At 54.1% G+C, this 25,608-nt stretch carries 21 protein-coding genes; 2 read left to right on the top strand and 19 right to left on the bottom strand.

The window, feature by feature from the left end:
• Nucleotides 1-3: 3 nt before the first annotated feature.
• From recD to ivy, 10 genes are all read right to left on the bottom strand, one after another.
• On the bottom strand, nucleotides 4-1,824 hold the full coding sequence (gene recD / locus HV334_RS04780; protein WP_047499369.1) for an exodeoxyribonuclease V subunit alpha: 1,821 nt from the start codon (nucleotides 1,822-1,824) through the stop codon (nucleotides 4-6).
• The gene (gene recB / locus HV334_RS04775; RefSeq protein WP_181221232.1) at nucleotides 1,821-5,366 is read right to left on the bottom strand and encodes an exodeoxyribonuclease V subunit beta; all 3,546 of its coding nucleotides are present in this window, start codon (nucleotides 5,364-5,366) and stop codon (nucleotides 1,821-1,823) included. The genes recD and recB overlap by 4 nt, the downstream gene beginning before the upstream one ends.
• Nucleotides 5,359-8,247: a pitrilysin gene (ptrA, locus tag HV334_RS04770; protein ID WP_181221231.1), complete on the bottom strand. Its 2,889-nt coding sequence runs from the start codon at nucleotides 8,245-8,247 to the stop codon at nucleotides 5,359-5,361. Before ptrA ends, recB begins: the two co-directional genes overlap by 8 nt.
• A 179-nt stretch (nucleotides 8,248-8,426) precedes the next feature.
• Entirely contained in the window at nucleotides 8,427-11,795 is a 3,369-nt protein-coding gene (recC, locus tag HV334_RS04765) for an exodeoxyribonuclease V subunit gamma (protein WP_181221230.1), read from the bottom strand.
• Between the two features lie 12 nt (nucleotides 11,796-11,807).
• Nucleotides 11,808-12,131 carry a prepilin-type N-terminal cleavage/methylation domain-containing protein gene (locus HV334_RS04760; protein WP_181221229.1) on the bottom strand — a complete coding sequence of 108 codons (324 nt, stop codon included), beginning with the start codon at nucleotides 12,129-12,131 and terminating at the stop codon, nucleotides 11,808-11,810.
• Nucleotides 12,116-12,523, bottom strand: a complete 408-nt coding sequence (locus HV334_RS04755; RefSeq protein ID WP_181221228.1) for a DUF2509 family protein — start codon at nucleotides 12,521-12,523, stop codon at nucleotides 12,116-12,118. Before HV334_RS04755 ends, HV334_RS04760 begins: the two co-directional genes overlap by 16 nt.
• The gene (locus tag HV334_RS04750; protein WP_049041909.1) at nucleotides 12,520-13,083 is read right to left on the bottom strand and encodes a prepilin peptidase-dependent protein; all 564 of its coding nucleotides are present in this window, start codon (nucleotides 13,081-13,083) and stop codon (nucleotides 12,520-12,522) included. The genes HV334_RS04755 and HV334_RS04750 overlap by 4 nt, the downstream gene beginning before the upstream one ends.
• Nucleotides 13,074-13,544 carry a prepilin peptidase-dependent protein gene (locus tag HV334_RS04745; RefSeq protein WP_016157377.1) on the bottom strand — a complete coding sequence of 157 codons (471 nt, stop codon included), beginning with the start codon at nucleotides 13,542-13,544 and terminating at the stop codon, nucleotides 13,074-13,076. The genes HV334_RS04750 and HV334_RS04745 overlap by 10 nt, the downstream gene beginning before the upstream one ends.
• 245 nt (nucleotides 13,545-13,789) lie before the next feature.
• Nucleotides 13,790-14,248: an IS200/IS605 family transposase gene (tnpA, locus tag HV334_RS04740; protein ID WP_131381019.1), complete on the bottom strand. Its 459-nt coding sequence runs from the start codon at nucleotides 14,246-14,248 to the stop codon at nucleotides 13,790-13,792.
• 184 nt (nucleotides 14,249-14,432) lie between these two features.
• Nucleotides 14,433-14,879: an Ivy family C-type lysozyme inhibitor gene (gene ivy, locus HV334_RS04735; protein ID WP_047498493.1), complete on the bottom strand. Its 447-nt coding sequence runs from the start codon at nucleotides 14,877-14,879 to the stop codon at nucleotides 14,433-14,435.
• A 173-nt stretch (nucleotides 14,880-15,052) separates the two neighbouring features.
• Between ivy and HV334_RS04730 the strand changes: the two genes are divergently transcribed.
• Nucleotides 15,053-15,820, top strand: a complete 768-nt coding sequence (locus HV334_RS04730) for an amidohydrolase (protein WP_047417078.1) — start codon at nucleotides 15,053-15,055, stop codon at nucleotides 15,818-15,820.
• Nucleotides 15,821-15,997: 177 nt separating this feature from the next.
• On the top strand, nucleotides 15,998-16,408 hold the full coding sequence (locus HV334_RS04725; RefSeq protein ID WP_016155758.1) for a Spy/CpxP family protein refolding chaperone: 411 nt from the start codon (nucleotides 15,998-16,000) through the stop codon (nucleotides 16,406-16,408).
• Nucleotides 16,409-16,423: 15 nt separating this feature from the next.
• Here HV334_RS04725 and HV334_RS04720 read toward each other — a convergent pair whose 3' ends face one another.
• The 9 genes from HV334_RS04720 to HV334_RS04680 form a co-directional block, all read right to left on the bottom strand.
• Complete coding sequence (locus HV334_RS04720) at nucleotides 16,424-17,143, bottom strand: EAL domain-containing protein (RefSeq protein WP_181221227.1); 720 nt, start codon at nucleotides 17,141-17,143, stop codon at nucleotides 16,424-16,426.
• A gap of 1 nt (nucleotide 17,144) precedes the next feature.
• Nucleotides 17,145-18,812 (bottom strand): O-antigen ligase family protein, encoded by a 1,668-nt coding sequence (locus HV334_RS04715; protein ID WP_181221226.1) that lies wholly within the window; start codon nucleotides 18,810-18,812, stop codon nucleotides 17,145-17,147.
• A gap of 1 nt (nucleotide 18,813) precedes the next feature.
• On the bottom strand, nucleotides 18,814-19,356 hold the full coding sequence (locus HV334_RS04710) for a fimbrial protein (protein ID WP_016155755.1): 543 nt from the start codon (nucleotides 19,354-19,356) through the stop codon (nucleotides 18,814-18,816).
• A gap of 9 nt (nucleotides 19,357-19,365) precedes the next feature.
• Entirely contained in the window at nucleotides 19,366-20,430 is a 1,065-nt protein-coding gene (locus HV334_RS04705) for a fimbrial protein (protein ID WP_131405625.1), read from the bottom strand.
• Nucleotides 20,427-21,032 carry a fimbrial protein gene (locus tag HV334_RS04700; RefSeq protein WP_019076065.1) on the bottom strand — a complete coding sequence of 202 codons (606 nt, stop codon included), beginning with the start codon at nucleotides 21,030-21,032 and terminating at the stop codon, nucleotides 20,427-20,429. The genes HV334_RS04705 and HV334_RS04700 overlap by 4 nt, the downstream gene beginning before the upstream one ends.
• Before the next feature lie 12 nt (nucleotides 21,033-21,044).
• Nucleotides 21,045-21,821, bottom strand: coding sequence for a fimbria/pilus periplasmic chaperone (locus tag HV334_RS04695; RefSeq protein ID WP_181221225.1), 777 nt, complete (start codon nucleotides 21,819-21,821; stop codon nucleotides 21,045-21,047).
• Nucleotides 21,822-21,847: 26 nt separating this feature from the next.
• Entirely contained in the window at nucleotides 21,848-24,319 is a 2,472-nt protein-coding gene (locus HV334_RS04690; RefSeq protein WP_016155751.1) for a fimbria/pilus outer membrane usher protein, read from the bottom strand.
• 41 nt (nucleotides 24,320-24,360) lie between these two features.
• Nucleotides 24,361-24,909, bottom strand: a complete 549-nt coding sequence (locus HV334_RS04685) for a fimbrial protein (RefSeq protein ID WP_019076063.1) — start codon at nucleotides 24,907-24,909, stop codon at nucleotides 24,361-24,363.
• Nucleotides 24,910-24,978: 69 nt separating this feature from the next.
• Nucleotides 24,979-25,527 (bottom strand): fimbrial protein, encoded by a 549-nt coding sequence (locus HV334_RS04680; protein WP_016155749.1) that lies wholly within the window; start codon nucleotides 25,525-25,527, stop codon nucleotides 24,979-24,981.
• Nucleotides 25,528-25,608 lie beyond the last annotated feature (81 nt).

Below are 25,608 nucleotides of genomic sequence, written 5' to 3'. Positions count from 1 at the left end.
ATTTTATTGATTAAACAACGCCGACAATCCGCTGCGACGTTCGGTGCGGGTGGCAATGGCGTTACTTAATATCCGCTCATCGGCATACAGTGACAGACGCCGGCGCGCGCGGGTGACGGCGGTATAGACCAGCTCGCGGGTAACCACAGGTGAATGCTGGCTAGGTAAAATCAACGCCGCATGGTCAAACTCAGATCCCTGCGATTTGTGCACGGTCATCGCCCAGGTGGTTTCATGTTCAGGTAAGCGACTGGGCTGGACTGATTTGATAGAACCGTCCGGCAGCGCAAACCACACCCTCAGGCCCTGTCCACGATCAAGGGCAATGCCGATATCACCGTTAAATAATCCCAGCGAACTGTCATTGCGCGCGATCATCACCGGCCTTCCCTCATACCAGCGGCTATGCGTCGAACGATGAATTTTACGTTTTTGCGCCATCACCTGCTCAAGGCGTTCATTCAAACCACCCACGCCAAACGGGCCTTCACGCAGGGCACACAACAGCTGATACTCATTGAAGGCCTGAATGACGGCATCCGGCTCAGCGCCCTCGCGCAGTAAATCCAGATAGTGCCCATAACCCGCCAGCGCCTCATCCAACATCGCGGCGTAATCTTCGCTGCTATGTAGCGTGCGTTTTTCGATGTCGCTAAACCCCTGCAGGAAGACCGTTTTGAGCGCGGCTTTGTCACCACGATTAATCGCAGCAGCCAACTGACCGATTCCGGAATCGCTACCGAAACGGTAACTCTTTTGCAGCAGACACAAACTGTCGCGCAAAGCGGCGGCCTGAGTTCCCAGACCTGCCGGAATAGCGCTTCCGGTCAGACGACTGAGCTGGCGGGCGCGTTCCGGGGTAAACCCGTCACCGACGAAAGCACAGATATCCCCCAGCACCGCCCCCGCTTCGACGGAAGCGAGCTGGTCACGATCGCCAAGAAAAATCACCCGCCCGTGCGGCGGCAGCGCATCGATAAGGCGCGACATCATCGGCAAATCAATCATCGAGGCTTCATCCACCACCAGCACATCCAGATGCAGCGGGTTTCCCGCATGATGGCGCAGGCGCTGACTGCCTGGCTGAGCGCCTAATAATCGATGCAACGTACTGGCGTCATCGGGAATGCGTTTCTTTTGCTCTTCGGTTAACGGCAGTTCTCGTAGCGCTGCGCCCAGCGAGGCAGTCAGGCGCGCTGCCGCCTTTCCAGTAGGAGCCGCCAGGCGAATACGGCAGCGTTCTCCCTCCGCCATCTGAATCAACGCCGCCAAAAGCCTCGCAACTGTTGTCGTTTTTCCGGTCCCCGGCCCGCCGGAGATCACCGATATACGACGGGTCAACGCCACCGCAGCGGCCACTTTTTGCCAGTTAACACCTTCCGCTGGTGGAAACAACGCCGCCAGCGTGTGGGTCAGCCGTTGTTCATCCACCTCAATGGCGTGGTTAACTTCACTGAAAAAGCGAGCCACCGCCCGTTCGTTATGCCACATCCGGTTCAGATACAAGCGATCGCTGTGCAGCACCAGCGGCGTGGGTTGCTCACCACGGCTTACCGCCCCAGAGGCCAGCAGACATTCCGTCCAGTCTTCTGGCTCCCCCACTTCAGCGAGCCAGGCGCTTAAAAGGGGATGGGCATCCTCGCTCAGGGATAACCGTGAAAGTGGTAAGCAGACGTGCCCTTCTCCTGCTTCACGACTGAGCAACGCCGCCGCCAGCGCAACGGCAGGGTTGTCATTTCCGGCAACCGCCAGCGCAAACTGGGCATCCAGAGGCCGGAGCTGTTTTTGCTCCACAGCTTCCAGTAATCGTTTCTGGATTGTCATGACATCTCCTCCAGTGGCGCACCGACAAACATCTCGTCCATCAAGGCGATTAACTCCCCGTCTGGTCGGGTCGCGTAAATTCCCTGTTGCGGATTTTCACTGTCAATGCCACGCAAGAAGAGATAGATAACGCCGCCAAAATGGCATTCATAATCGTAATCAGCAATGCGATGGCGCAAGTAGCGATGCAGCGCCAGGGTATAAAGTTGATACTGCAGGTCGTAGCGATGCGCCTGCATGGCAGAGGCCATCGCCTGCTGCGTATACGCTGAGCTGTCTTCCCCCAGCCAGTTCGATTTGTAATCGAGAAGGTAATAACGCCCCTGGTGGCGGAAAACCAGGTCAATAAATCCTTTCAGCATGCCGCGTACCTGCATAAATTCCAACGCAGGGCACCCCGCGGAGAGCGGATCGTATTGGCGAATTAACGCATCAAGTTGGCTGGCCATCAGCGGCTGCGAAATCGGCAGGTAAAACTCCATCTCCACCTGTTTTTCACGCGCGGAAAGATGGCTCAAACTCACGCCCGTCTCGTTGAGAGGCGCCTGCAAAATGGCGTCCAGCCATTCGGTCAAAACCGGCGTCCAGTGCGCGTCATAACCGCCCAACGCCAGTTTTTCCTCGACCCAACTCGGATCTACCGGTTGAGTAAAGTCGAGATCTTCAAACAGGCTATGCAAGAATGTACCTGGCGAAGCGCCGCGCGGGAACTGATGCGGTGTAAGCCCTGACTCTTCAATAACCTCACCAACGCCTGCGGCATCAATATCCAGTCGCGGGATCAGATCCTGCGCGATTCCATGCCCACGCTGTTGCAGACCGGAATAACTAGTCACGCGCCAGCTATCGCCGGGCGTACGCTGCAGTATTTTCGCACTCAGTTCGCAGATAACAGTCTGCGCAACTTGCCAGCGTTCACCGTCAGGCTGCGCAGGCGTCTGGCAGGCAATATCATCACTGCACAACGCTTCAATCGCACTACGCAGACCCGCGGCATCCATCAGCTCACCTTTTTGCAACAGGCGACCAAGGGCGCTGTGATGCACATCGGTATCCCCTTTTTTATCGCCCCGACGTCGCACCAACGGCGCCACGCCAAGGCTGCAGTGCCATACCGAACGGGTTAGCGCGACATAGAGCAAACGCAGGTCTTCCGCCAGACGCTCCGCTTCAGCCAGCTCAACGCTCTCCTCGGCATCGCTGAGATCCAGCACGGCTTCAAAAGAGCTGCGATCGTGGTAGAAAGCCTGATCCTGGACGCGGAAATTCGTGATAAACGGCAACCAGACCAGCGGATACTCCAGCCCTTTAGATTTATGGATAGTGACGATTTTGACCAGATGCTTGTCGCTTTCCAGCCTGAGCTGCTGGCTGGACGCGTTGCTGTCGGGTTCAAGAATATGCTGGGACAGCCAGCGCACCAGCGCATGCTCGCTTTCCAGCTGCGAGCCCGCTTCCTGCAACAGTTCGCTGATATGTAAAATATCGGTCAGGCGGCGTTCGCCCCCCGCCGTCGCCAGCAGGTTTTCCGCAATCTGGCGGGTTGTCATCAGCGCGCGCAGCATCGGCATCACGCCGCGTTTATGCCAGATCTGACGATAGCCATCAAACTCTTCGACCACCGCATCCCAGGCATTTTCGTCGTTATTTAAGGCTTCAAGATCCTGCGCATTCAGCCCCATCATTGAGGTCGCCAGCGCGCTACGCAGCGTGTTCTCACGTTCCGGCGTCATCACCGCCTGCAGCACCCACAGCAACTCCCGCGCTTCCAGCGTTTCAAATACGCTGTCACGGTTGGAAAGGTAGACGGAGGGAATTGCCAGCTGCGTCAGCGCATCACGGACCAGTGCCGCCTCCTGGCGGCTACGAACCAGTACGCTGATATCCGACGCGCGTACCGGACTGGATGTTTTACCACTGACCAGTTGCGCAGCGCCAGACTGCCCGGCCTTAAGCCAGTCGCGAATTTGCGTGGCGCACACCTGGGCCATGTAGTTCTGATAATCGCCTACGCCGCAGCTTTCCCCTTCCATCAGCCACATGCTCATGGCTGGCTGTGTCTCACCATGTAAAACAAACCGAAACGACTGGTTTTTTTCTGCAAATTTTACCGGGCTAAAGGGGATTTCGCGGAACATAAATGCGTCATCCATCTGGCTGAAAAGCGTATTTACGCTATTGACCATGCCGGGGGCCGAACGCCAGTTGGTATCGAGCGTATAGTGTGCGCTGACCTCGCTGCGCGCCTTCATATAGGTGAAGATATCCGCGCCGCGGAACGCGTAAATCGCCTGTTTTGGGTCGCCAATCAGCAGCAGTGCGGTATCCGGCTGATGCTGCCAGATCCGGCGAAAAATACGGTACTGCTGCGGATCGGTATCCTGAAATTCATCGATCATCGCGACCGGAAAACGGGTACGGATAGCCGTCGCCAGGGCATCGCCGCTTTCACTGCGCAACGCCGCATCCAGACGGCTGAGCATATCGTCAAAGCCTAGCTCACCGCGGCGTCGTTTCTCCTCGGCAACCGCCGAACGGATCTCCGCCAGCGCCCGGGTGATCACCAGATCGCGGAGAGTTAACGGTTCGCTAAGCAGTTCATCAATAGCGACAAACAGCGGGTGCTGAGGGGTTATTCCGCCCGCTTTAGTGCGCTCTTCCAGAAAACGCTGTGAGAATTTCTCCAGCGCGTCAGGAAGCTGATAACTTTGGGTTTGTTCTTGCGCCCATGCGCTGATCTTTTCGATCCACTTACCCTGGTTACCACGGTTAAATTTACGCCGGTCGATCCCGGAGGCTTCCAGCAGGCCATCCAGCTCATCAACGGAATCACGCCATTGCTGCTTGATCTGGTTAATGCGCGTGAGAATTTGTTCGTGCCGGGAAGCCAGCGTTTCGTCATCAGACGGCGGAGCCTTGATGACCGGCGCTTCCCCCTGCAGATAGCGATCGATGTCTCTCAGCAGAGCCTGCGGTCCTTTCCACGTTTCAAAAATCACCTGCGCAATGTCGCGGGGTAGCGGATAGCAGTGCCGACGCCAGAAGTCCGCACAGGCCTGATAGCGCAGCAGCGATTCATCTTCTATCAGTTGCTGTTCGAACAGCATGCCTGATTCAAAGGCGTTGAGACTGAGCATACGCTGACAAAAGCCGTGGATGGTAAACACCGCCGCTTCATCCATCTGTCTTTCAGCCAATAGCAGCCAGTGAGCGGCCTGTTTTTTATCGGCGATTTCATCTAACAAACGGGCATATAGCGGGTTGTCGGTCTTTTCACGCAGGCAGGCAATTCGCAGTTCATGAATGTTGCTACGAATTCGACCGCGCAACTCTTCGGTGGCTGCCTCGGTGAAGGTGACCACGAGCAGTTCTTCAACGGTCAGAGGACGAGGAAAGGCGGCAGAGCCGCCCAGTCCAAGCAGTAAACGTAAATACAGGGCGGCGATGGTAAAGGTTTTACCGGTGCCCGCAGAGGCTTCAATCAGGCGCTCGCCCGTCAGGGGCAAGCGCAGTGGATCAAGGGACTCAGCGGCATCATTCATTCTTATCACTCATCAGGGGTAAGGTTTGCTGCAACGCGCTGACGGTCTGCCACACTTTCCAGCCTTCCGGGTGCACATATTCTGCTTTCCCGTTCTGACTGCCGGAAACCTGTGACAGTATCGCCATGCCTTGCGGCTCAACCACCGCCTGATGGAAGAAGTCGGCAAGTTTTTGCGGCGTCAGCAGTTTAATCTGAGCCACTATTTTATCACGTGAATCGAAGCGCATATTGCCGCGATCAAAATCTTTGCTTAACTGTGAGGCTTCTTCCCCCAGCGTTTGCGGCGCCTGCAGCATTTGCGCAATAATCGCCTGCTGAATTTGCGCAAACTCTTCAGGTTTCATCGCCCGCAGCTTCGCTTCCGCCGTCGGGAAGAACGCTTTATAACGCTCCCAAAGGTAAGACGGCTGCTTATCATTGCTTTGCAGCAGGAACCCCATTCCCCACTGACGGCCAATACTCATTGGGAAAGCAAATACAGCGTAGCCTAACTGCTCTTCAGTACGCAGTTGATTGTAGAACCACGGCTGAACAATCTGCCCTAACATGGCGCTGTAGGCTGAACTAGCGTACTCATCGTATCCGGTCGGCACAAATACCGCCGCCAGCGCGGAGTCCGTGCTACTGCCTGCTTTTTCAAAGATGACGGACTGCTTCTTGTCCACAACCACATCTTTATTGCGACACCACTGTGACCCGTTAGCGCCAAGCTGTTGTTGGATATCCCGCGCCATGGTCGTCGCCTGAGCGGCGCTCATATTACCAATTACCAGGAATTCAGGCCGCGCACCGGTTTTTAAGGCGTCGCGGTACGTCATCACCTCTTTCAGGGTGATAGAAGGCAGTAGTTTACGGCGCTCATCGCGTGAGAAGTACGGCACCTGAGAAAGCATCTGCACTGGCATAATTGCCTGATCGTAGGCTTTACCCTTCTCTGCAGAATCCATCATCTGGGCATACCAGGATTTCGCCTGTTCCAGCTGTTCATCCGTTGAGGTGTAGCTGAAATAGCCGCTCAGCAGCGCCTGAAAAAGCTGCGGCAGACGTTGGGTATAGCCGTTGGCGTTAAGCATCAACCCATTGTTAGCGTTGGTAGAGAAACCAATTCCACCTACCGACGCCTGGTTGCTTAACTGATCGAGCGCAATCCCCGCCAGGTAATCGTTAAGTGCGAATAATACCTGGTTGCGAGCGCTGTCCATGGCCTTCGGGTTACGCAGGATCACGCTGACGTCAGCCTTCGGCTCACTGGCAAAATACTGGCTCGGCGCATACACCACGCGTAGCTCCGGCTCATCAACGATCAGTTCCGGGTGCGCGTATTTTTTATCCGTTTTAATCAGCGTGAAATCATCCGGAATGTAGGGGTTCAACTCCGGTAACGACAGCGCAATGCCCTGCGCTTTTTGCTGCCAGTCGGCAAAGGTTTTGTCGCTGATTTTATCCACCTGGTAAGGCGCATCGACAAAATAAGCGGTTTTATTATGCGGTTCTTTCGCACTGATATACCAGATACGCGCATTCTGTGGCGTCATCATTGCCAGGCGTTGCTCAACGGCTTTCACATCGTACTGGTCGGCAATATTCACCGCATCCAGCGTATGTTCGACAGGAACGCGGATCATGGTATCAGCCAGCCATTCCACGTAGTCCATATCACGGGTGATGGAGGGATAACGGAAATCGAGATCCAGTACGTGCGCCAGTTCGTCAAAATAGCGTTTATCGACGCCTTTATCGCGTAACAGATCGAGATAACTGAATATTGCCGCAACAACTTCATCGCGGTTCGCCAGCCCTTTGTCGGTTAACGTCGCGGAAATGGCTAACACGCCGCTGTTCCCATTGACCACCGGATCGGAATCCGCACGAATACCTTCAACCAGTCCCTGCTTTTGCAGCCAGTCAGACAACGTGCCAGGGCTACGATTACCAATCAGATAGGTCACCAGCTCATCGGTTTTACTGCGGAACTGCGCGCTGTTGTTATCGATACGAAACTCGACGCGCAGTACTTTACGCGGCATTGCCGGAACATAGTGGATGATGACGCCCTTTTGCGCGTCGGTGACTACCGGTACGGTAATTTCAGGCTTTACGATATTTCTGTTCGGTACGCGTCCAAAGGTGTCAGCAGCTATCCGCGCCAGCTCTGGCAGCGGCTTATTGCTATAAATCACCGCCTTCATCAGGTTCGCGGAGTAATACTTTTCATGAAATTTTTGTAATGCCTGCACCACCGGGTTTCCCGGTTTATCGCTTAATGTCTCGAGATTTCCGCCGGAGAAACGCGAGCCAGGGTGCGCCGGGTTGATGGTCTCAGCACTCACCTGCGCCATACGCATCCCGTCTCGGGTACGCGCCAGCGTCAGCTCGGAGTTAACCGCGTTACGCTCACGATCGGCATATTTTTTATCCAGCAACGGATCGGCAATAGCGTCCGCCAGGCGATCCACCGCCCCCACCAACGCGTCGTTTTCGACTTCAAGATAGAAGGCCGTACGGTAAGGCGCGGTGCTGGCATTGTGGCTGCCGCCGTGCATTTTCAGGAATTCAGCCAGACTGTCCGGCTGTGGGTATTTTTTCGAGCCCATCAGACACATATGTTCGAGATAATGCGCCAGCCCCTGATGCTCGTCCGGATCTTCCAGCGAGCCCACGGGAACCACCAGTGCAGAAAGGGATTTCACGGCCTGAGGATCGGATACCAGCAACACGACCATGCCGTTATCAAGGCGCACGGCCTGATACTGGCGGGTGTCTTTATCGCTTTTACGGATGGTTTCAGCTAAAGGCTGCCAACCGGTATCTGCCTGACTTACGGGAACCCAAAGGGCGACGAACAACAGTAATGCGCTGAACCAGGTGCTGCGGGGCATTCACAAACCTCATCATTAACGTATTCACCTGTTCACAGCAAAGCACGCATAAATACGTGGTCTGAACAGGGCAAGACTATGTGCTGAACGAGCCAGCATCCTCTCTTTGTAAGAATCAGTCCGTGACAGAATGCGCATCATAGTGGAAGCCATCGAACTGCGCAATTTTTATACAATCATCATGACTGATTAAAGCGAAAAATCGGTAACAGGTAGCGCTGAGACTGTAAAACAATGGTCTCCAGCGTAGCCGCATCCAGTTGACGCCAAAGACGCTGATACCAGATATCATCACCTTCACCCCGTACCATCATGTTGCCTTCATAGGCCTGCAGAAACTTACTGCGCGCTTTTTGCAACGTTGCATCGTCATCTAACATGGCATCATTTACGGCGTCATAACAGGTTTTTATCCAGGCGCCGCCGCTTTCGGGCAATACCAGCAATGGTGACGACATGCCTTCCCGATACCCGTCAATGAGCTGCGACAAGTACAGCAGCGCCTGCTCTGCATCCAGTGGCGGAAAACGCCATTCCCCGTCTTTACGCAGGAACAACCGGCTCTCTCCCGTACCGCCACTGGCACAATAGACAAGATGTTCCAGCCAAAGTTGCACCCCCTGCGCAATGCTTATCAAAGATGGGCGCCAGCGCAACAAACCGTTCTCTTGCACCTGTGGCAGCCAACCGGTGATTTGCACGCCGTTACAGTTAAGATCGATTTCCATACTCTGACAGGGCTGACGACAGGCAATAATGCGTTCAGCCAGCGACTGCATCTCCTGACGCTGCGTATCCCACAGAATTTCGCCAAATGGCCCATAGGGAAGCGTGCCCGCCGCACGAAAACGGCGAAACAGTTGTTCAGCATCCTTCTCTTCAACCAGCGTGTTAAGCAATTGCTGATTAAGCTGATAGCGGGTTAATCCTTCAAGAGTGAACGGTTCCGTTTCCGGGATCTCACTTTCTTCAGAGCGGAAGTTGACCCTCAGCCGCATCTGGAAAAAAGCCCTTACCGGATGAGCCCAAAATCGCTGCAGCGTTTCCAGCGTCAGCGTTTCAGGCATCTCAAAGGGAAGCGTCTGGACAAAATCCGTGTGCGCTTTTCCTGACAGGCTCGCCGCAGGCAGCCATTCCCGGGCATAGCTTTGCTGTTCGCCCGGCAGATAGTTTTGTGCATCAAAGGGCATACGGGTATGTAAACGAGTAATGTGTGCTTTTACCCGGGCCTCGCTTTGATCGCAGGTCAACGATTCATCGCCCGGCAGGTAGTGGCTTTGCCCGATGTAGTCCATCAGTTCCTGCACCAGTACCGACGGGAAGCGCTCGCTGTTGTCCTGAATGGAGCGGCCAATGTAGCTGATGTAGAGCGTTTGCTGTGCTGAAATCAATGCTTCAAGAAACAGGTAGCGGTCATCATCGCGACGGCTGCGATCGCCCCTCATCGGTTTTTGACTCATCAAATCAAAGCCCAACGGCGCAAGCTGACGCGGATAAACGCCATCGTTCATACCCAGCAGGCACACCACCTTGAAAGGAATAGAGCGCATCGGCATCAGCGTACAAATGTTAACTGGCCCCGCCAGGAAGCGCTGGCTAATGCGCTCCTGGTCAAGACGCTGGGCCAGCTCATCACGCAATAGAGAAAGCGGTATGGCATCACCATACTCAGCCCCCAGACCTTCAGTGATAATGGCCTGCCACTGCTGTTCAATCAGCGTCATCGCCGCTTCGGTATCTGCATCCGGCAGGAAGAAATCATTAAGCATGTCCCGACAAACGGGCAGCCACTCTTCCAGCGGGCGCTCCTGCGCTAACCCTCTACGCCAGAGATTGAGCTGCATCAGCAACGAGGCCAGATGCCCTACCAACTCGGCAATCAAACCGTTGGACTCATCGTATGGCAATACCGATTGCCACTCGCCCTGCGCGCTTTCCATCGCGTAGCCGAGCAGCATGCGCGTTAAACCAAATTGCCAGGTATGCTGACCTGTAGGCGGAAGTTCCAGTTCACGCACATTATCGTCGTCAATTCCCCAGCGAATCCCGGATTCATTGACCCATAACCGAAGATAGCGCAGCCCTTCTTCATCGATATTGAAACGCGCCGCCAGCACGGGCACATCCAGTAATGCCAGCACATCCTCTGAGACAAAACGGCTATCCGGCAGCGACAGCAGGCTAATAAAGGCCTGTAAGACAGGATGAGACTGGCGCGCCCGACGGTCGGAAATCGCATAAGGTAAGTAACGCTCAGCTGGTGCGCTGCCAAAGACCGACTGAATAAACGGGCTGTAGCTGTCGATATCCGCCACCATCACAATAATATCGCGCGGCGTCAGCGTGGGATCCGCTTCCAGCATTGCCAGCAGGCGGTCATGAAGAATTTCTACCTCGCGCTGTGGGCTATGACAAACATGGAAAGTCACGCTGGTGTCGTTCAGCTCAAGCCGTCGTTTATTATCGCTACGCGAATACTCTTCCAGCGTAACACCCGCCACGGCATGGCTTTCAAGTTCCAGAATATCCGATTGAATATTATGCAAAAGATTGTCAGGCGTAATATCGACAAACGCATCCAGTTCCTGACTATTTTCCAGTTCTGAAAGCAAATAAATGTAATCGCGCCCCAGTTTGCCCCACGAGGCCAGCATCGGGTTGCCCACATCCTGTTCACCATCGCTGTTAAACAATCCTTCGGCTTTCTGACTATCGCGAAACAGCGGCAGATGGCGTTCTTCAAAGCTGTGCCGACGCTGACGCGCCATCAGCTTCGCCAGCCAGGCGGGATCTTTTATATCTCCCCAGTAGTAGCGGCAAGGGTTGGTAAACAGCAGATGAATATCAATGTGCTTGCCCAGCGCCTGCAATGCCTGCAAATAAACCGGCGGCAGCGCTGAAATGCCGCAAATAAAGACGCGAGAAGGCAGTCCCTGCGGGCACTCGGACGCACTTTCCAGAGTCTGAATAAATCGTTGGTATAAATTGGCGCGATGCCAGCGCGGCTGGCCCAATTCCTCGGTGTGTTCCACCAGCGCTTTCCACAACGGCGCCTGCCAGGCCTGAGACTCGCCGAGTCCCTCAACCTGTCGCCCAGCTTCCCACTGGGTCAACCACTCAGGGCGATAGACTAAATACTGGTCGAAGAGGTCAGCCGCGCGCGAGGAAAGCTGAAACAGCTTACGTTTATCGGTGTCGTCCGTCAGATAGTGGCGCAGCAATGCGAAGTCATCGCCATCCAGCAATTGCGGCAACAGCGTCATCAACTTCCAGCTCATGCTCTGTTTGCTGAACGCGCTCTCTTTCGGGATATCCGGCAGCACGCGCACAAACATATCCCAGATAAAACTCGCGGGCAGCGGAAAATCGATGTTGGCGGCAATACTAAACTTCTGTGCAAGGGTCATTTGTAGCCACTGTGCCATACCGGTACTTTGAACCAGGATCATCTCAGGTTCAAAGGGGTCGTCCAGCCGCTCGCGCTCAACGATAAATTCCATTAACGCTTCCAGCACATCCAGACGATTGGAGTGGTAGACCCTTAACATAGCGACTCCTGACTACTGACGATTCGGGCAATGCAGACGCGTCATCTGACCCTGCCTGCCCAAGGGTGAAGAAATTTTAACGTTGATGCTGACACATCCCGCGCTCGTTGTCTGCATTCGGTTAACCTGCCAGTTCAAAGGCGATGAAAACTGATACAGCTGGGTTTGCTGCCAGGCGTGACGCCAGAGTTGCTGATACTGGTTTCTGATGATAAAGCTGTTCATCAGCGCCCGCTGGTATCCTGAAAGCGCGGTCACAATCATGATCATCAGCACCATTGCCTGCATCACTTCCGGCAGGCTAAAGCCACGCTGTCTGTTCAGGGGATCTGACATAGTGCCTGCTCCTTTAGTGGACAAAAATCGCTCCAGCCATGCGCCGAATATTCGATATTGTCATCAATAATCGCCCCCTGCCGCCATAACGATACCCCTTCATAATGGACTATAAGCAGCACGAAATTATTAGTAAGCAGTCGCAGACAAACAGCGGCATCCTGCGTGGTATAACGCCGACACTGTGCGGTGAGTTGTAAGCGCCAGGGCTGCATACGCCCCCATTCCATCGCAGATTGCACCACCGCCTGGCGCTGCAGAGCCTGACTTTGCGTGACCACTCGCGAAGCAAAACGGGACTCCCGCCTGCTAACGCCTTGCAGCAGAAGGCTACCGAGCACCAGCAGTAACAGGACCATCGCTAAAGATGAAACGCCCCGCTCACGGTTCACAAGTTGAATCCTGTCACGCTGTAGACTGCTTCAATAACCTTTTGTGGTTCGACATTGTTCACTCCGCGCAAACGCAACGTAAGGAGCGGGGAATATCCGCTGATATTCAGACGTTCAACCTGAAATGCCTCAATCTGTATCGTGGCTGGATCGGTCATTTTCTCCCACCCTTTTCCATTGCAGTCCGTTACTCCCCGCAGGGTCTCCAGTACCTTGTCCTGTAAACGAAATCCAATCGTATCGGCCTCTTTCGCGGGACTGCTCTCCCAAATGCCGTTGCTATTGGCATCCCAGCGCGCAATGACACAGTCGCCCTTAGCCGATATCTCCAGCCCTTCTCCGACACAGTTTCCGCGGCAATACCCTGCCCGCTGAAGATGCTTCGCCACGGTGTATACCCGCTGCCATATTTCATCTTCAAGCGCTAACTGGCGCGTGTTGCGCAGGATCTCTCGCTGCAGCGCGGGTAAAAATCGCGCTGAGCTAAGCAATAAAACGCTGCTAATCGCCATAGCAATCAGCACCTCCAGGAGTGAAAAGCCCCGTTCATTTACTGACATAACCTGGCCTCATCTTTCTCGCAAAGCCTGATTCGCCCCCAGCCAGACACCACCACGCGCCATTCCCCTGTCGTATTTTTCAGGCGAATATGTCCAGCCCATGCCGTATTGCGCAGACCAAAAAAGGCCAGTGAAGGCGTTATCTCTGCCATTTCGACATCGTCCCAGGGCGGTGTAAAAACCAAGGGCGAAACGGGTAGACACGTGGTTTGCACAGCAGCAGAGCTGACAAAACACCAGGATGTGCCATCCCGAATCACGCTGATGACGTGATCGCGGTTACGCCAGTTAGCATCTTCACGCAGTTGCAGCAGGTAATCTCGCACCTGAATGGCGGTTTGCCATAGCCGCTGTTGCTGCTGCCAGCGCTGCCAACCATACAGCCCCGAGGCGCCAAGCGCCGCGACGATCAGCATCGCAATCAGGGTTTCGAGAAGCGTGTAGCCGTGTTGTTTTTTCATGTCGCCAGTATGGCGTGAGGAAAATGAATAACGAGCGGGAAATTCGGTTTCTACGGCGAGCTACGAGGAATATTTGTCGCGTTGCAGGTCGTTGCAATATTTCAGGAACCCACGCCGAAGAACGCGATTTGAGACAAATAAATATCCTCCGGCATAGCCGGAGGTTTTTCGGATGCGCCTATAAGGCTCTGTTACCAGCCGCGCCCTAACAGGCGCATACGATCTGACATTTGCATCAGACTTCGTTACTTACGGCCCGTAAACGGGCTACCCGGATAAGCGATCGATAACTGCTCACCCATTTTATCTTCTGCAAGCTGGTGCTTTATGTATTCCTGTATCTTCACCGTGTTCTTACCCACCGTATCTACGTAGTATCCCCGGCACCAGAACTCTCTATTCCTGTACTTGAATTTCATATCCCCAAACTGTTCATACAGCATCAGACTGCTTTTCCCTTTCAGATACCCCATAAAGCCGGATACGCTCATTTTGGGTGGGATTTCCACAAGCATATGGATATGATCCGCACAGCATTCCGCTTCCAGGATCCGCACGTTTTTCCACTCACACAGCTTTCTTAAAATGCTGCCTATCGCCCTGCGTTTCTCCCCGTAGAATGCTTGTCTTCGGTATTTGGGCGCAAAAACTATGTGATATTTACAGTTCCATCGGGTGTGCGCTAAGCTCTTTTCGTCCCCCATTGGGACCCCCTTTTGATTTCTTGTTAAACATTTGCAGTTGCCAGACCGCAATGTGTTTTAACAAATCAAAAGGGGTTTTAATAACTGGCCCAAAGCTGAAAGCTTTCCGGAACCCCCAGCCTAGCTGGGGGTTTTCTGTGCACAATAAAAAGCGGAGCTGAAGCTCCGCTTTTTTGCTTACACATTAGTTGTAGTTAAACGCATCAGGATGATTTTGCAGGCTCCCGCTCAGCGCAGCGAACAGTACCGTTTTACCATCGATTGACAGCTCGTCGCTCACGTTCAGCCACGTTAGTTTCTCTCGTGAGGTTTTCTCATCAACCGTTGAGAACACCCCCATCATCTGCTGTGACTTTTCTGACCACAGCACCGCAATACGTTCTGCACTGCAATCATGCGGTTTGCACGCGCTCAGAACCTGGTATGATTCGCCACCCAGCTTCACCGTCTGCGTCGGGGAAGATGTTCCCCCTTTATTGATCCATGCGGGCAATTTATTCCCTTCCACCATTTGGCTGTACGCTGCTTTTGTCGCATCATCTTTCGCCAGAGTGCTCAGGTTAATATCGCTTTGCGCCATTGCACCTGTTGCCACGACCATCGTAGCGATAGTGGTTAATATCTTTAGCATTTTTCCTCCTTGGCCGATCCCCGCATTATTCTGCCTGTAAATGGTGGTTGGAGATACTGATAAATGCAAATCAGCGGTTTCTGGAAAATGGCCTTTCAAGATGTCCCCCACCCACACACTCCGCGAATAAGATGTTAGAGTTAACTTAAGCCCACAACGAGGAGTTTGGTACTGTGTCTGGTTTGAAGATTACTCTCTTGCAACAATCTTTGGTCTGGATGGATGGTCCGGCTAACCTGCGCCATTTCGACCGCCAACTGGAAACCGTCACCGGACGTGATGTCATTGTGTTACCTGAAATGTTTACCAGCGGATTTGCCATGGAAGCGGCAAGCAAATCGCTGCCGCAGGAAGAGGTTGTCAGTTGGATGCGCACTAAGGCGCAACAGACGAACGCCCTTATAGCAGGCAGCGCCGCTCTCCTGTCTGAACGTGGCCCAGTAAACCGCTTTTTGCTGGTCGAACCCGAAGGTAATGTCCATTTCTATGACAAGCGCCATCTGTTCCGCATGGCGGATGAACATCAACATTATCAGGCGGGTGACGCGCGGGTTATTTTTGAATGGCGCGGCTGGCGCATTCTGCCGTTGGTCTGTTATGACCTGCGTTTTCCAGTATGGTCGCGCAACCGCAACGATTACGACCTGGCATTGTATGTCGCCAACTGGCCGGCGCCGCGTTCGCTACACTGGCAGGTTCTGCTCACCGCGCGGGCAATTGAGAACCAGGCTTATGTAGCAGGATGTAACCGCGTGGGTACTGACGGTAACGGCCATCATTATCGCGGTGACAGCCGGGTGATTAATCCACAGGGTGAGATTATTGCCACCGCCGAGCCACATCAGGCTACGCGCATTGACGCTGAACTGTCACTCTCGGCGCTGCGCGAGTACCGCGAGAAATTCCCCGCCTGGCAGGACGCTGACCCGTTCACGCTGTAGATATCGCCTTCTTCCCGCTGCACAACGTTTTCCGTAGCGGGATTGTTTCACTCCGTAACCAACCGCAAAACAAATTCGCGTGGCGACGTGCTTCGGGCATCGTATTCTGCAAAGGATAATCACTCGTCTCCAGCGAGTGACAGACAATGTTAATAATTCCCTTATCAGGATCCCGAAATGAAGAACTTCGTACGCATGACTTTGCTGGCGGCAACCGTGGCTGGCGCTTCTTTTAGCACGCTTGCAGCAAACGTATCCAATGTACCCGCACCAGCTCAGGACCCGGTAGTTCAGCACCTTAAACTGAGCACTGACCAGGTTGCGCAGATTAAAAAACTGCACCAGCAGCTTGAAACCAACGTTAGCCAGATATCGGTGAAGGATGTTAAAGACGGCGCGTTGATTGACGTCATCAAGTCCGGGAAATGGGATGAAGCCGCCGTCAAAAAACAGCTTTCCGCGTTCAGCAATATTGAACAGCAGGCGCGTTATTACCGCGTGAAATACTATTTCGACCTGAACAAAGTATTGACCCCAGAACAGCGCCAGCAGGTGCAAAAAGATATCGCACAGACGCTGAGCGAATAATGACCATGGCCTGAATCAGCAATGATTCAGGCTTTTCGGTAATACTTCCTGCTCGAACAAAAATCCCTGCACAGCATCTGCGCCGCTCATACGGCAAATGGCGTAATCCTGCGGCGTTTCCACCCCCTCGATCACAACCCGTTCTCCCAGCCCGCGAAATTGATTGACCAGTACCCTCAACTGCCACTCCGACGTCCTGAACTGATGAAACATTCCGCTTTCAATTTTGATGGCATCGAAACGGATGCCAGACAGTCGCCAGATAAAAAATAGCTCAGGCGAAACATCATCCAGCCACACGCGAAACCCGTGACGCACCAGGGTTTTGACGGCAATGCATACAGCCTGCTGTTCTGCCTTTTCCAGTCGCATCATGGTGCCAGGATCCTGTATTTCGATAACAATCCGCCCCTGATGCGCCTGCCGGGCGAGCTGCGCAATCCACGACAGACAGGTCAGCATCCTGACGGATAAATTCAGCGAATAACTTCCTGAGAGTGCCAGTACCTGCCGCATTTGCCACAGAAATAGCTGCTGTTTTGCGGTGATGGAAAGGTGCTTGAAAAAAAGATCGAGCGGTAGCGGCGTGCGTACCTGACTTAACACCTCACAGACATCCAGCGATGCATCATCAAAAAAATGGATGCGCTGCAAACGGATCCCGGTGATCCGCAGCAGCTCGGCGTTGCGGGGAAGCTCTGGCACATGGCGGGTCTGTTCGCTGAATCTGTTCATATCATTCCATTTTTTGATTGAAAGGACGTCGTGCATCCTGCAGCCACGGGATACGACGATCGTTCGGGTATGTCAGGTAAAAGCGCGTCGCCAGACGATGCGCCTCAGGTAGGTCGCGCTGCTGTAACGCCAGCAAGATTTGCGTGAAGGAGACATTCGGGTCTGGGTGAACACGCACATAGTCAGGCGCCCAGCGGCGAACCGCTTCCAGCCAGCGAGCGTCCCGGGTACGCTGATACCGTTGCAGATACCCCATCTGCACATCAAACCGGTAGCGAGGGGCAAGGAGCCAGCCTCCTACCGGGAGCGACTCGGCCAGACGCCACTGCGCTGATTGTCGCTCCACCAGCGTCAGCTGCTGTTGCGTGTGCAGTGAGAGAAGCAACAATGGCGTGAAGGTTAAAAACGAGATCAATGCCAGCGCACGAATCAGCGACGTCGACGTAAGCGTCAGGCGAGCCACTTTTAGCGGGCTATCTGCACAACGAAGCAGCAGGATCAGCAGTAACCAGTGTGGTGTTGACTGCCTGACGGGGTATTCCGTCAACATATGAATAACCACCGGCAGCGCCGCCACCAGACAAGCGCGACGCCAGCAATTTCCGTGCATCCACAGCCAGAAGCCCCCCGTAATAAAGCACAGCGCCCCCGCCAGCCCAACCAGGCCGCCCTCCACCAGCCACAGCACCAGCTCATTGTGCGGATGCGAGATGCTGCTCAGCCCCAACGGCCCCGCACGTTCGAGAAACACGGCGGCAAAACTGCCCACACCCCACCCCGTCCACGGGCGTTCGGCAAATAATGCCAGTGACGTTTTAAGCACCGTCCAGCGCACCTGGGAAGTGGTCAGGTGATCGACTGTAGCAACGGACAAAAAATGGCGAGCAAGCGTGCCCGCCACCATGCCTAACGCCAGCGGCAGCAGAAGTAGCAACAACATACGGCGTTGCGCCGGGAAAACCACCAGCAGCAAGACTTCACCTACCACCACAGACACATAGCCGGTTTGCGACTGGGATTCATGCAGCACAAAGCCCATCATCACCAGAGCAACCCCGATGACAATTCGATATCTGTCGCGTAGCCGTAAAAAGAGCGGAGCTGACAGCAGCACACCAGATGCTGTGAAGCTGGCCATCAGATTGACCTGCTGAAAAATACCGTAGGGCCGCGTACCGCGTCGCCAGGCAAACTCCCAGTAATCAACACCCGGCAAATGCCAGTACTGATACAAAAACGCCAGACATTCGATGACGCACGCCCCCCATAGCAGAGTCAGCAGTACCGTCAGGGTGTTTGCCGCAAGCGGAATCTGCAATGTCACCAGATAGACGAGCACGCCTCCCAGCAGCGCCCCTGCGACCAGCTGCGCCTCGAACTGCCAGACGCCAGGCGTCAACAGACAAAGCAGCGTCAGGATGAGCGCCCCCATCGAAAAAACTGTGGCGGGGACAGTGATGCGCCAGCGTTGACGAGGCACCAGCACTGATGCGCTTGCAGCCAGCACAACGGCATAAATCCAGCTCGTAATATTAAGCGGCAACGACAGACCGCTGCCGCCGTTATTCAGCCAGTAGAGATGCATTCCCCCACACCAGAAAAACAGACTAATAACGAGCAATAATTTCTGCGCAGGCAGCGGGGCAATACGATTCAGTGCGTTCATCATGCTACTGGTAGTTCAGTGTCCAGGTTCCGCTGGCGCTGAACGGACCGTATTCGAGAGACTGATTTTTTATCGCCGACGGCTCTGCTGCGACCCACGCCCAAAAATTTAGCGTCATCGAGCCTGCAGTTATCTCTTTGACTGACGTGCTCTCATCAAGGCGAATTGCCGTGCCGTCCTCTTCGCTCATCCCAATACCGATCCCTGTCGCGCCGCCCTGTTCACTGCTATCCAGCGCCAGATGATCGTCCAGTTCAGCATCCTCACTACCACTGAAAGTGACCGAGATCCCGCGAAAAACCTCGGGGTTGCAGTCGCGTAGCTGAATGCTGAATTTTTCCGGCTTACTGCGCCCCGAAAGATAGAGATCCTGCGTTGCGATTTGCCCGAAATCGACCTCGATTTTGTCGCCTCCAGGTGCCAGGCTGCAGGCCAGCGCTCTGATAGTGCCGTGAAAATACATATCGCCGCCGACCAGTTTGGTGTCGGCCTGCGCCATGCCGCCAAGCAGTAGCACGCCGATCGCGAATAACGCCGAAAATCTCATGGCATCCCCCTACTGAAACTGCGCAACAACGGTGGCAGAGGCTTCAAACTCACCTTCCTTAACGCTTCCCACGCCCGGCTTTGCCACCGGTGCAGCGGTGAGATTCCAGTCGCCCTGATTCTGGTAAAAACCTTTCACGTTATAGAATTGATTGGGCACGACGGTGCCACCGCTCTCGTCTTTAAGCATAATGCCGAGATCGTCGCGCTTTTGTCCGCCGCTCAGCGTGCCGAGGAGATGATCGTTGAACCCCGCCGTGCCTGACGCCGTGGTAGTTTGTACGCCAAGATTAATGTTCAGCGCGCCCTGATCGAAGCTGCCGCCTTCACAAACAACATGAATGGGGATCGACTTGCTGTAGTTAGTGCCATTGAGCCGGGCAGCGGATCCTGGCAGATCGCCAAACTCAATACTGATTTTGTCTCCCCGGTTGAAGGTGCATTTGTCCGGTACGGTAATCAGCCCGGATTTAATCACCACACGGGAAATCGCCGTAGTGGGCGTAGGTCCCGCGCTCCCCATGCGCCCGGCTACCTCCACCAGCGATTGGGAAGTGATATTGATGCCGTTGATAATGGGTTTAGTGACAATAAACGTCACTTTCCCTTTTGAACCACTTTCAACGTTAGTGGCGCGTGTGTAGCCCTTGCGCTTTTTGCAAGTGTTATTGCTGTTGCGGTTTGAAACGTTGGTAAAAGGCGCCTGAACATACCGTTTATAGCCCCCGGCAACCCACACCTGCACTTCCACATCCAGATACTCATTTAGCCGAAAACGGTTCGCCCCCTGATTTGAAGGCGGCATCGTAGTCGTGGTGGTGTAGTAAATCGGCGACCGGGAGATGTCAGCCTGCTCGCAATAGAAATTCACCACATACCAACTGCCCAGATTCCAGGTAAACGGATCCGTTCTGCCGCCCACGTGGTTTTTACTGACATCCAGCGAGCTCAATTCGATATCGTACTGATGCGGCGACCCGCCCTCCGGCTCACCTTCCCCCTGTGTAAATGCCTGCCCGGCCAGTGGACAGCCAGCCAGGGCAACCCACAACAGCGCTTTGCGTAATACGCTCATAGATACTCCAGCTTAAGTCTCACCAGGCCGTTAAATTCTCCGGCAGTCACCTCTGGCCCAAAAGATTCCAGCGTGGCCAGAAAGTGAATGGCGTTATCGCCTGGTTTGAGGATCCACATACGTTGCGGTTGGTTCAGATGGATCAGCTGATTACGCTCGGTCAGTAGCCGAATGCCCGCGCCGCGCACATCACCACGAATACGCCCCAGGTCACTGTTTTCCGGCGCGCCTTCGGCCATCAGCGTCATCGAAACGCCACGTTCCACCGTGCTGTGCGCCAGCTCAGGCATTTCGCTGGTCTGCCCGGGGAAATCCCTCAGGGTATGACCAGAGCCCTTTAAGCAGCCGTTCAGGTACAGCGTGACCAATACCGGTTCGCTGCGATCGCCGCCCTGGCGAAACCGACTGGCGGAAATATCACCAAGATTGATGGTCTGATCGCGTGAGGCCATATCCAGCACGCACGGCGACACGTAGACCCGGCCGTGAAAGCGGACGTTGCCATACTCACCGGACACGTTGCTCATATCCTGGCGGCCGCTGGTGGCCTGAACCTGCCAGGCCATGCCCGCCATCAGCAGGGCGCAAAGCATCTTTTTCATTTACGATTCCTGTTACCGGGGCTGTTGCTCCATCGGCAATGCTTTACATACATTGCCTGTGCAGCTGAATTTCAGTTCGGGATGACCGCCAAAATCGTTCACGTACATCATGCTGAACTGGCTGACGCTGCCGTCCGTGACGCTGAAATCGAGAGAGGATTTTGGTGAGACCATAACGCCGGGGAAGTCGGTCAATCTGCCGCCTCCCTGCGCTTCTGGCTTGCGGCTTAAGCCGATTAAGGTGACGAAGTAAGGCGTTGGGTTATCCACACTCCAGCGCTGGCCCTGCTTGTGAAAGACCAGTTGGTTTTGCCACACGGCACCCGGCGTTTCCGGCACAATGGCGGCCGGACGGTAGAACAATTTGATGCGCGACTGCATCGCCAGTTGCAGCACGTTCGGCTTATCCGGTTTAGGCGGAATTTCACGTACGTTCAGGTAGAACAAGCTCTCGCGATCCTGCGGCAGGGCGTTGATCCCGCTGGTTTTCGTCACGCGGGCAATTCCCTTTTGCCCGCCGTTAATTCGTTGCAGCGGCGGTAAGACCATCAGCGGCGAGGTAATTTTTGTTCCGTTAGCATCTTCCACCCACGACTGAGCCAGAAACGGAATGCTCGGGCTGGTATTGGATAAGTTCGCACTGACTGAGCGCGCATCACCCGTGATGATCATGCGGGTACGGTCGAGCGCAATACCCGCCCATGAGGTGTTGATCTCTGCAATCAAAAGCAGGCCACAGGCCACGGGTTTAAGCCAACGCTGCACGGAGTAAAAAGCTTGATTATTCATGACAAAATTCATTCAGGTTATTGAAATTATTCACAAGGCAACAGCACGTTACCTTCCGGGTTGATTTGTTGTGGCACCTGTAAGTGGCACTGCGCACGGCCAGCCCAGGCAACGGAAAGACGCTCAGCCGGATTCACACCCGCAATCCAGGCCATACCGTTTTCCATTACCATGGCGACGCTAACGCCGTTAGCGTTAAACACTTCGGCGCCAAACGGCGGTACCGAACCATCCTTCAGGCGCAGCAGCGCCATCATTTTTTGCCCCTGCGCCACGGCAAAATGCTGGTAGCCAATCGCACCTTCCGTCAGGGTGTTGGTCACGATGGCTTTAGTCGCGGAAATGTCCTCGTCCATTGCGTCCACATCGATACGGGTATCAAAGCTGTGATAGCTAACGACGTCCGGTACGACGGCAATACCGAAGCGGTTTGAGTGCGCCTGTTCGCCGTTCAGCGGCACGTTCGCCACCCCGTCGGTATCAACCATCACTCTGGCGGTATTCATCGACGCCTGGCTGTTGTGCAGCGCCGCACCGTGACGCGTCGCGGTAAAGCCGCCGCGCATCGTGCCGCCAACGGAGAAATAACGTGATTGCTGCCAGCTGACGTTAGATTCCAGTTCCGCCATCATGCTGCGGTGCTTGTAATAGCCATCAAACGCCGTACGCCCTTCACCGGAAACCCCTGTGCGCAAACGCCACGGATTGTTACGGTCGCGGTTATCGGAATACGAAACCATCTGGCTGGTCTGGTTGCCGCTGTTCTGCAATTCGTAATCCATAGAGCGGCCATCGCTCCATGGCACCGAGATTGAAAGCGAAAGACTGTCGTCTCGTTTGCCCTGATACTCAGAGCGGTAAGCCGCAACGTTGGCGCTGATCCCCTGGATGCCAGCAAATGAAAAGCTGTGCCCCATCGATAATCCGTAACGATCCTGGGAACCGCGATCCCAATAGTTCTGGTGGGTATAGGTCAGGTACAGCGTGGTCGCTAATAGTGGGTCGTCAGCAAAGAAGGTTTTGTTGCCGGTGATGGTGTACATCTCTTTTTCGTTGCCGGCACTGTTGTTATTTTCATACTGCTCGTCGAGAAACTGCGAGAAAGTGCGGAAGTTACGCTGTGAGAAGCGGTAACCGGCAAAGGTGATGGCACTGTTGTACTCATCAAAAGTTTTGGCGTAGCTGAGCTTAAAAGACATGCCTTTTTGTTCAGCCTGATGCTTTACCCGACTCACGGATTGCGTCGCATCAGCCGACAGCGCCCCCAGCCAGCTCAAGTCCCGCCCAATCCCCATCGACCAGGCGTTATAGCGATCGCCAGTGAGCAGCGCGCCGCCGTACAGCGACCATGCATTGCTGACCCCCCATGAAAAATCACCGCTATAAAACGCAGGCCCCTGAACGTCGTGGTTATAACGCGATGGCTTCCCGACCGCGGCGTTGTAGCGCACATAGCCTGGTCGCGTCAGGTAAGGAATATCGGCTGTATTGACCTGAAAAGTGTGTACGCTGCCATCCTGCTCCTCGACGCGAACATCCAGCGTGCCGCGTACCGAACCGTGCAGATCCTGAATATTAAATGGCCCTGCAGGAACGGTGGTTTGATAGATAACACGGCCCTGCTGACTGACGGTAACCTTCGCATTGCTGCGGGCGATGCCGTGCACTTCAGGTGCGTAGCCCTGCAAATTTGGTGGCAACATACGCTCGTCGCTGGCGAGGTTAGCCCCGGTGAAACGCACCGAATCAAAAACCTGAGAATTCAGGTAGATTTCGCCGACCGTCAGTTTTGCAGCCTGCATCGGCAACGGTCGATAGGCATAGATCTGATCCCAGTCGATACGGCCGCGATTATCATCCGAAGCGTAATTGGCCTGATACTGGCCACGAAATCGCCACGCGCCGAGGTTAAAACCTGTCTGCCCATAGCCAGACAGAGAGCGATAACGATCTCCGCCCTGTTCATAATGTGTGGCCTGGCCCGAGACGCTGTAGTCAAAAATCAGCCCCGCGACGCCGTTATCCCAGCGCTCCGGTGGCGTCCAGTCTGGATCGGTATATTTCATCCACGCCTGTGGCACGATAATGTCCAGTACGCCTGCGCTATTATTCAACGCCACACCCGGCAGGCGGGAAATGTCATAGCAGGTCGCGCTAATCGGATGAATATAGGCCAGCGCCTCTTCTTTGAGCGCCAGTAATTCGAGTTGTTGCGGGGTCAGACATGCCATGGATTTATGCGGGTTGGCAGGATCGACGATATAACGGATCGACTGCTGTGGAATCTCCTGGCTGTTAATACGAACATCCAGCAGATATTCTCCGGGAGTCACAAAGTTGCCTTCGGAAAAACGCTGCAAATCGACATTGTGCCTGTCGCTGGCATCCAGTACGTCGGTATTAAATTCAATGGCCTCATCCGCTTCAGCCCATGAAGAGGCACAGACCAGAGCAATAAAAAGCGCCAGACGTTTTTTATCTGTTTTCAGCGTGATCATTTTCGTTCGCAAACCTTCAGATACCCGAATTGCAGTGCAGCTCAGAGATAATTCACAACAAAATGCGTGACCGCAGTAAATTCGCCAGATGTCATTCTTCCGTCGCGGGAGATCAAATAAGCCGTAAAATTGAGCGTGTTTTTCCCTGGATTAAGCACATAGTCCGGTGATGGCTCACCCAGATGAATTTGCTGTCCGTTGCTGTCATATATTTCTATCGCTAAATTTTCAGTTTCCGATTGCACGCTTAGATAATCAGGATTGTCACTATCCGGTGCGCCAGAAAAGGTAATATTGGCGCGTTGAAACAGATTCCCGGGATGTTGAGAATCCCCTAATGAACATCCCAACAAATGAATGCTGAAATCATGCGCTGATACTTTCTCTGGTTTTCCGGAAATATCTCTGGCTGAGAGATCATCAAATTCAACCAGTAGCGACCGGTCGCGTGGATCGACATAACAGGCAGCCTCAATAATATTTCCGCGCATGCGCATTTTGCCGGGCGTACTGACAAGACGATTGGTGTCAGCCAAAACCCATGCAGGCGATATGAAGATAAAAAGCAGTAAAATTCGCCATCCAGGCATCACCGCATTTCCTTTCAGTTATTCGCAGGAAGGGTTAAGCAGGCGCGTTAATGCGCCTGCTGCAGATCGTTACTGGTAGTCGATCTGGAAATTAACGGTAGATTCGAAATCACCTGGGGTTACCGCGGCAGATGCGTTGTTTGCCTGCAGGTAAGCGACGAAATCAATGTCGGTTTCACCATCGGTAATGTTGACCTGAGAGGCGGCTTGGCCCCATTCCACGTCCTGGTTGCCACTGTCAATCATACCGATGCCCGCACCCTTTGCAGTACCAGAGGTGAACGCAGCCAGCGCGTTGTTGTCTGTATCAATCGTTGCCGGGGTATAAGTCACAGTGGCTGTTTTCGCGACGGTCGTATCACAGCCCTGCAGAACGATTTTGGCATGCTTAACGCCAGCACGTTGGTTGTCTTTTAACTGAGAAGTTGGGATCTCACCAAAATTAACCTGTACCGGGCTGGATTCTGGTGCCAGACCACATGCGGAATTAACCAGAGAACCGGTGAAGTGAATTTTACCGTTAGTCGGTTCGACATTTTTTGCAGCAAAAGCAGAAGAGGCAGTAAAAGTCATTCCCGCCATCAGCGCACAGGCCACAGCCACGTTTTTCATTTTCATATTACTACTTAACCTTATATCTGTTTTTTAGTTATTCCGAAGATCTATTTCCGCAGATAATTTATGTCCGGGAATCCTGAT

Source organism: Citrobacter sp. RHBSTW-00944 (assembly GCF_013615435.1).
Taxonomy (GTDB): Bacteria; Pseudomonadota; Gammaproteobacteria; order Enterobacterales; family Enterobacteriaceae; genus Citrobacter; species Citrobacter braakii.
This window is presented reverse-complemented; position numbering and strand designations above follow the sequence as displayed.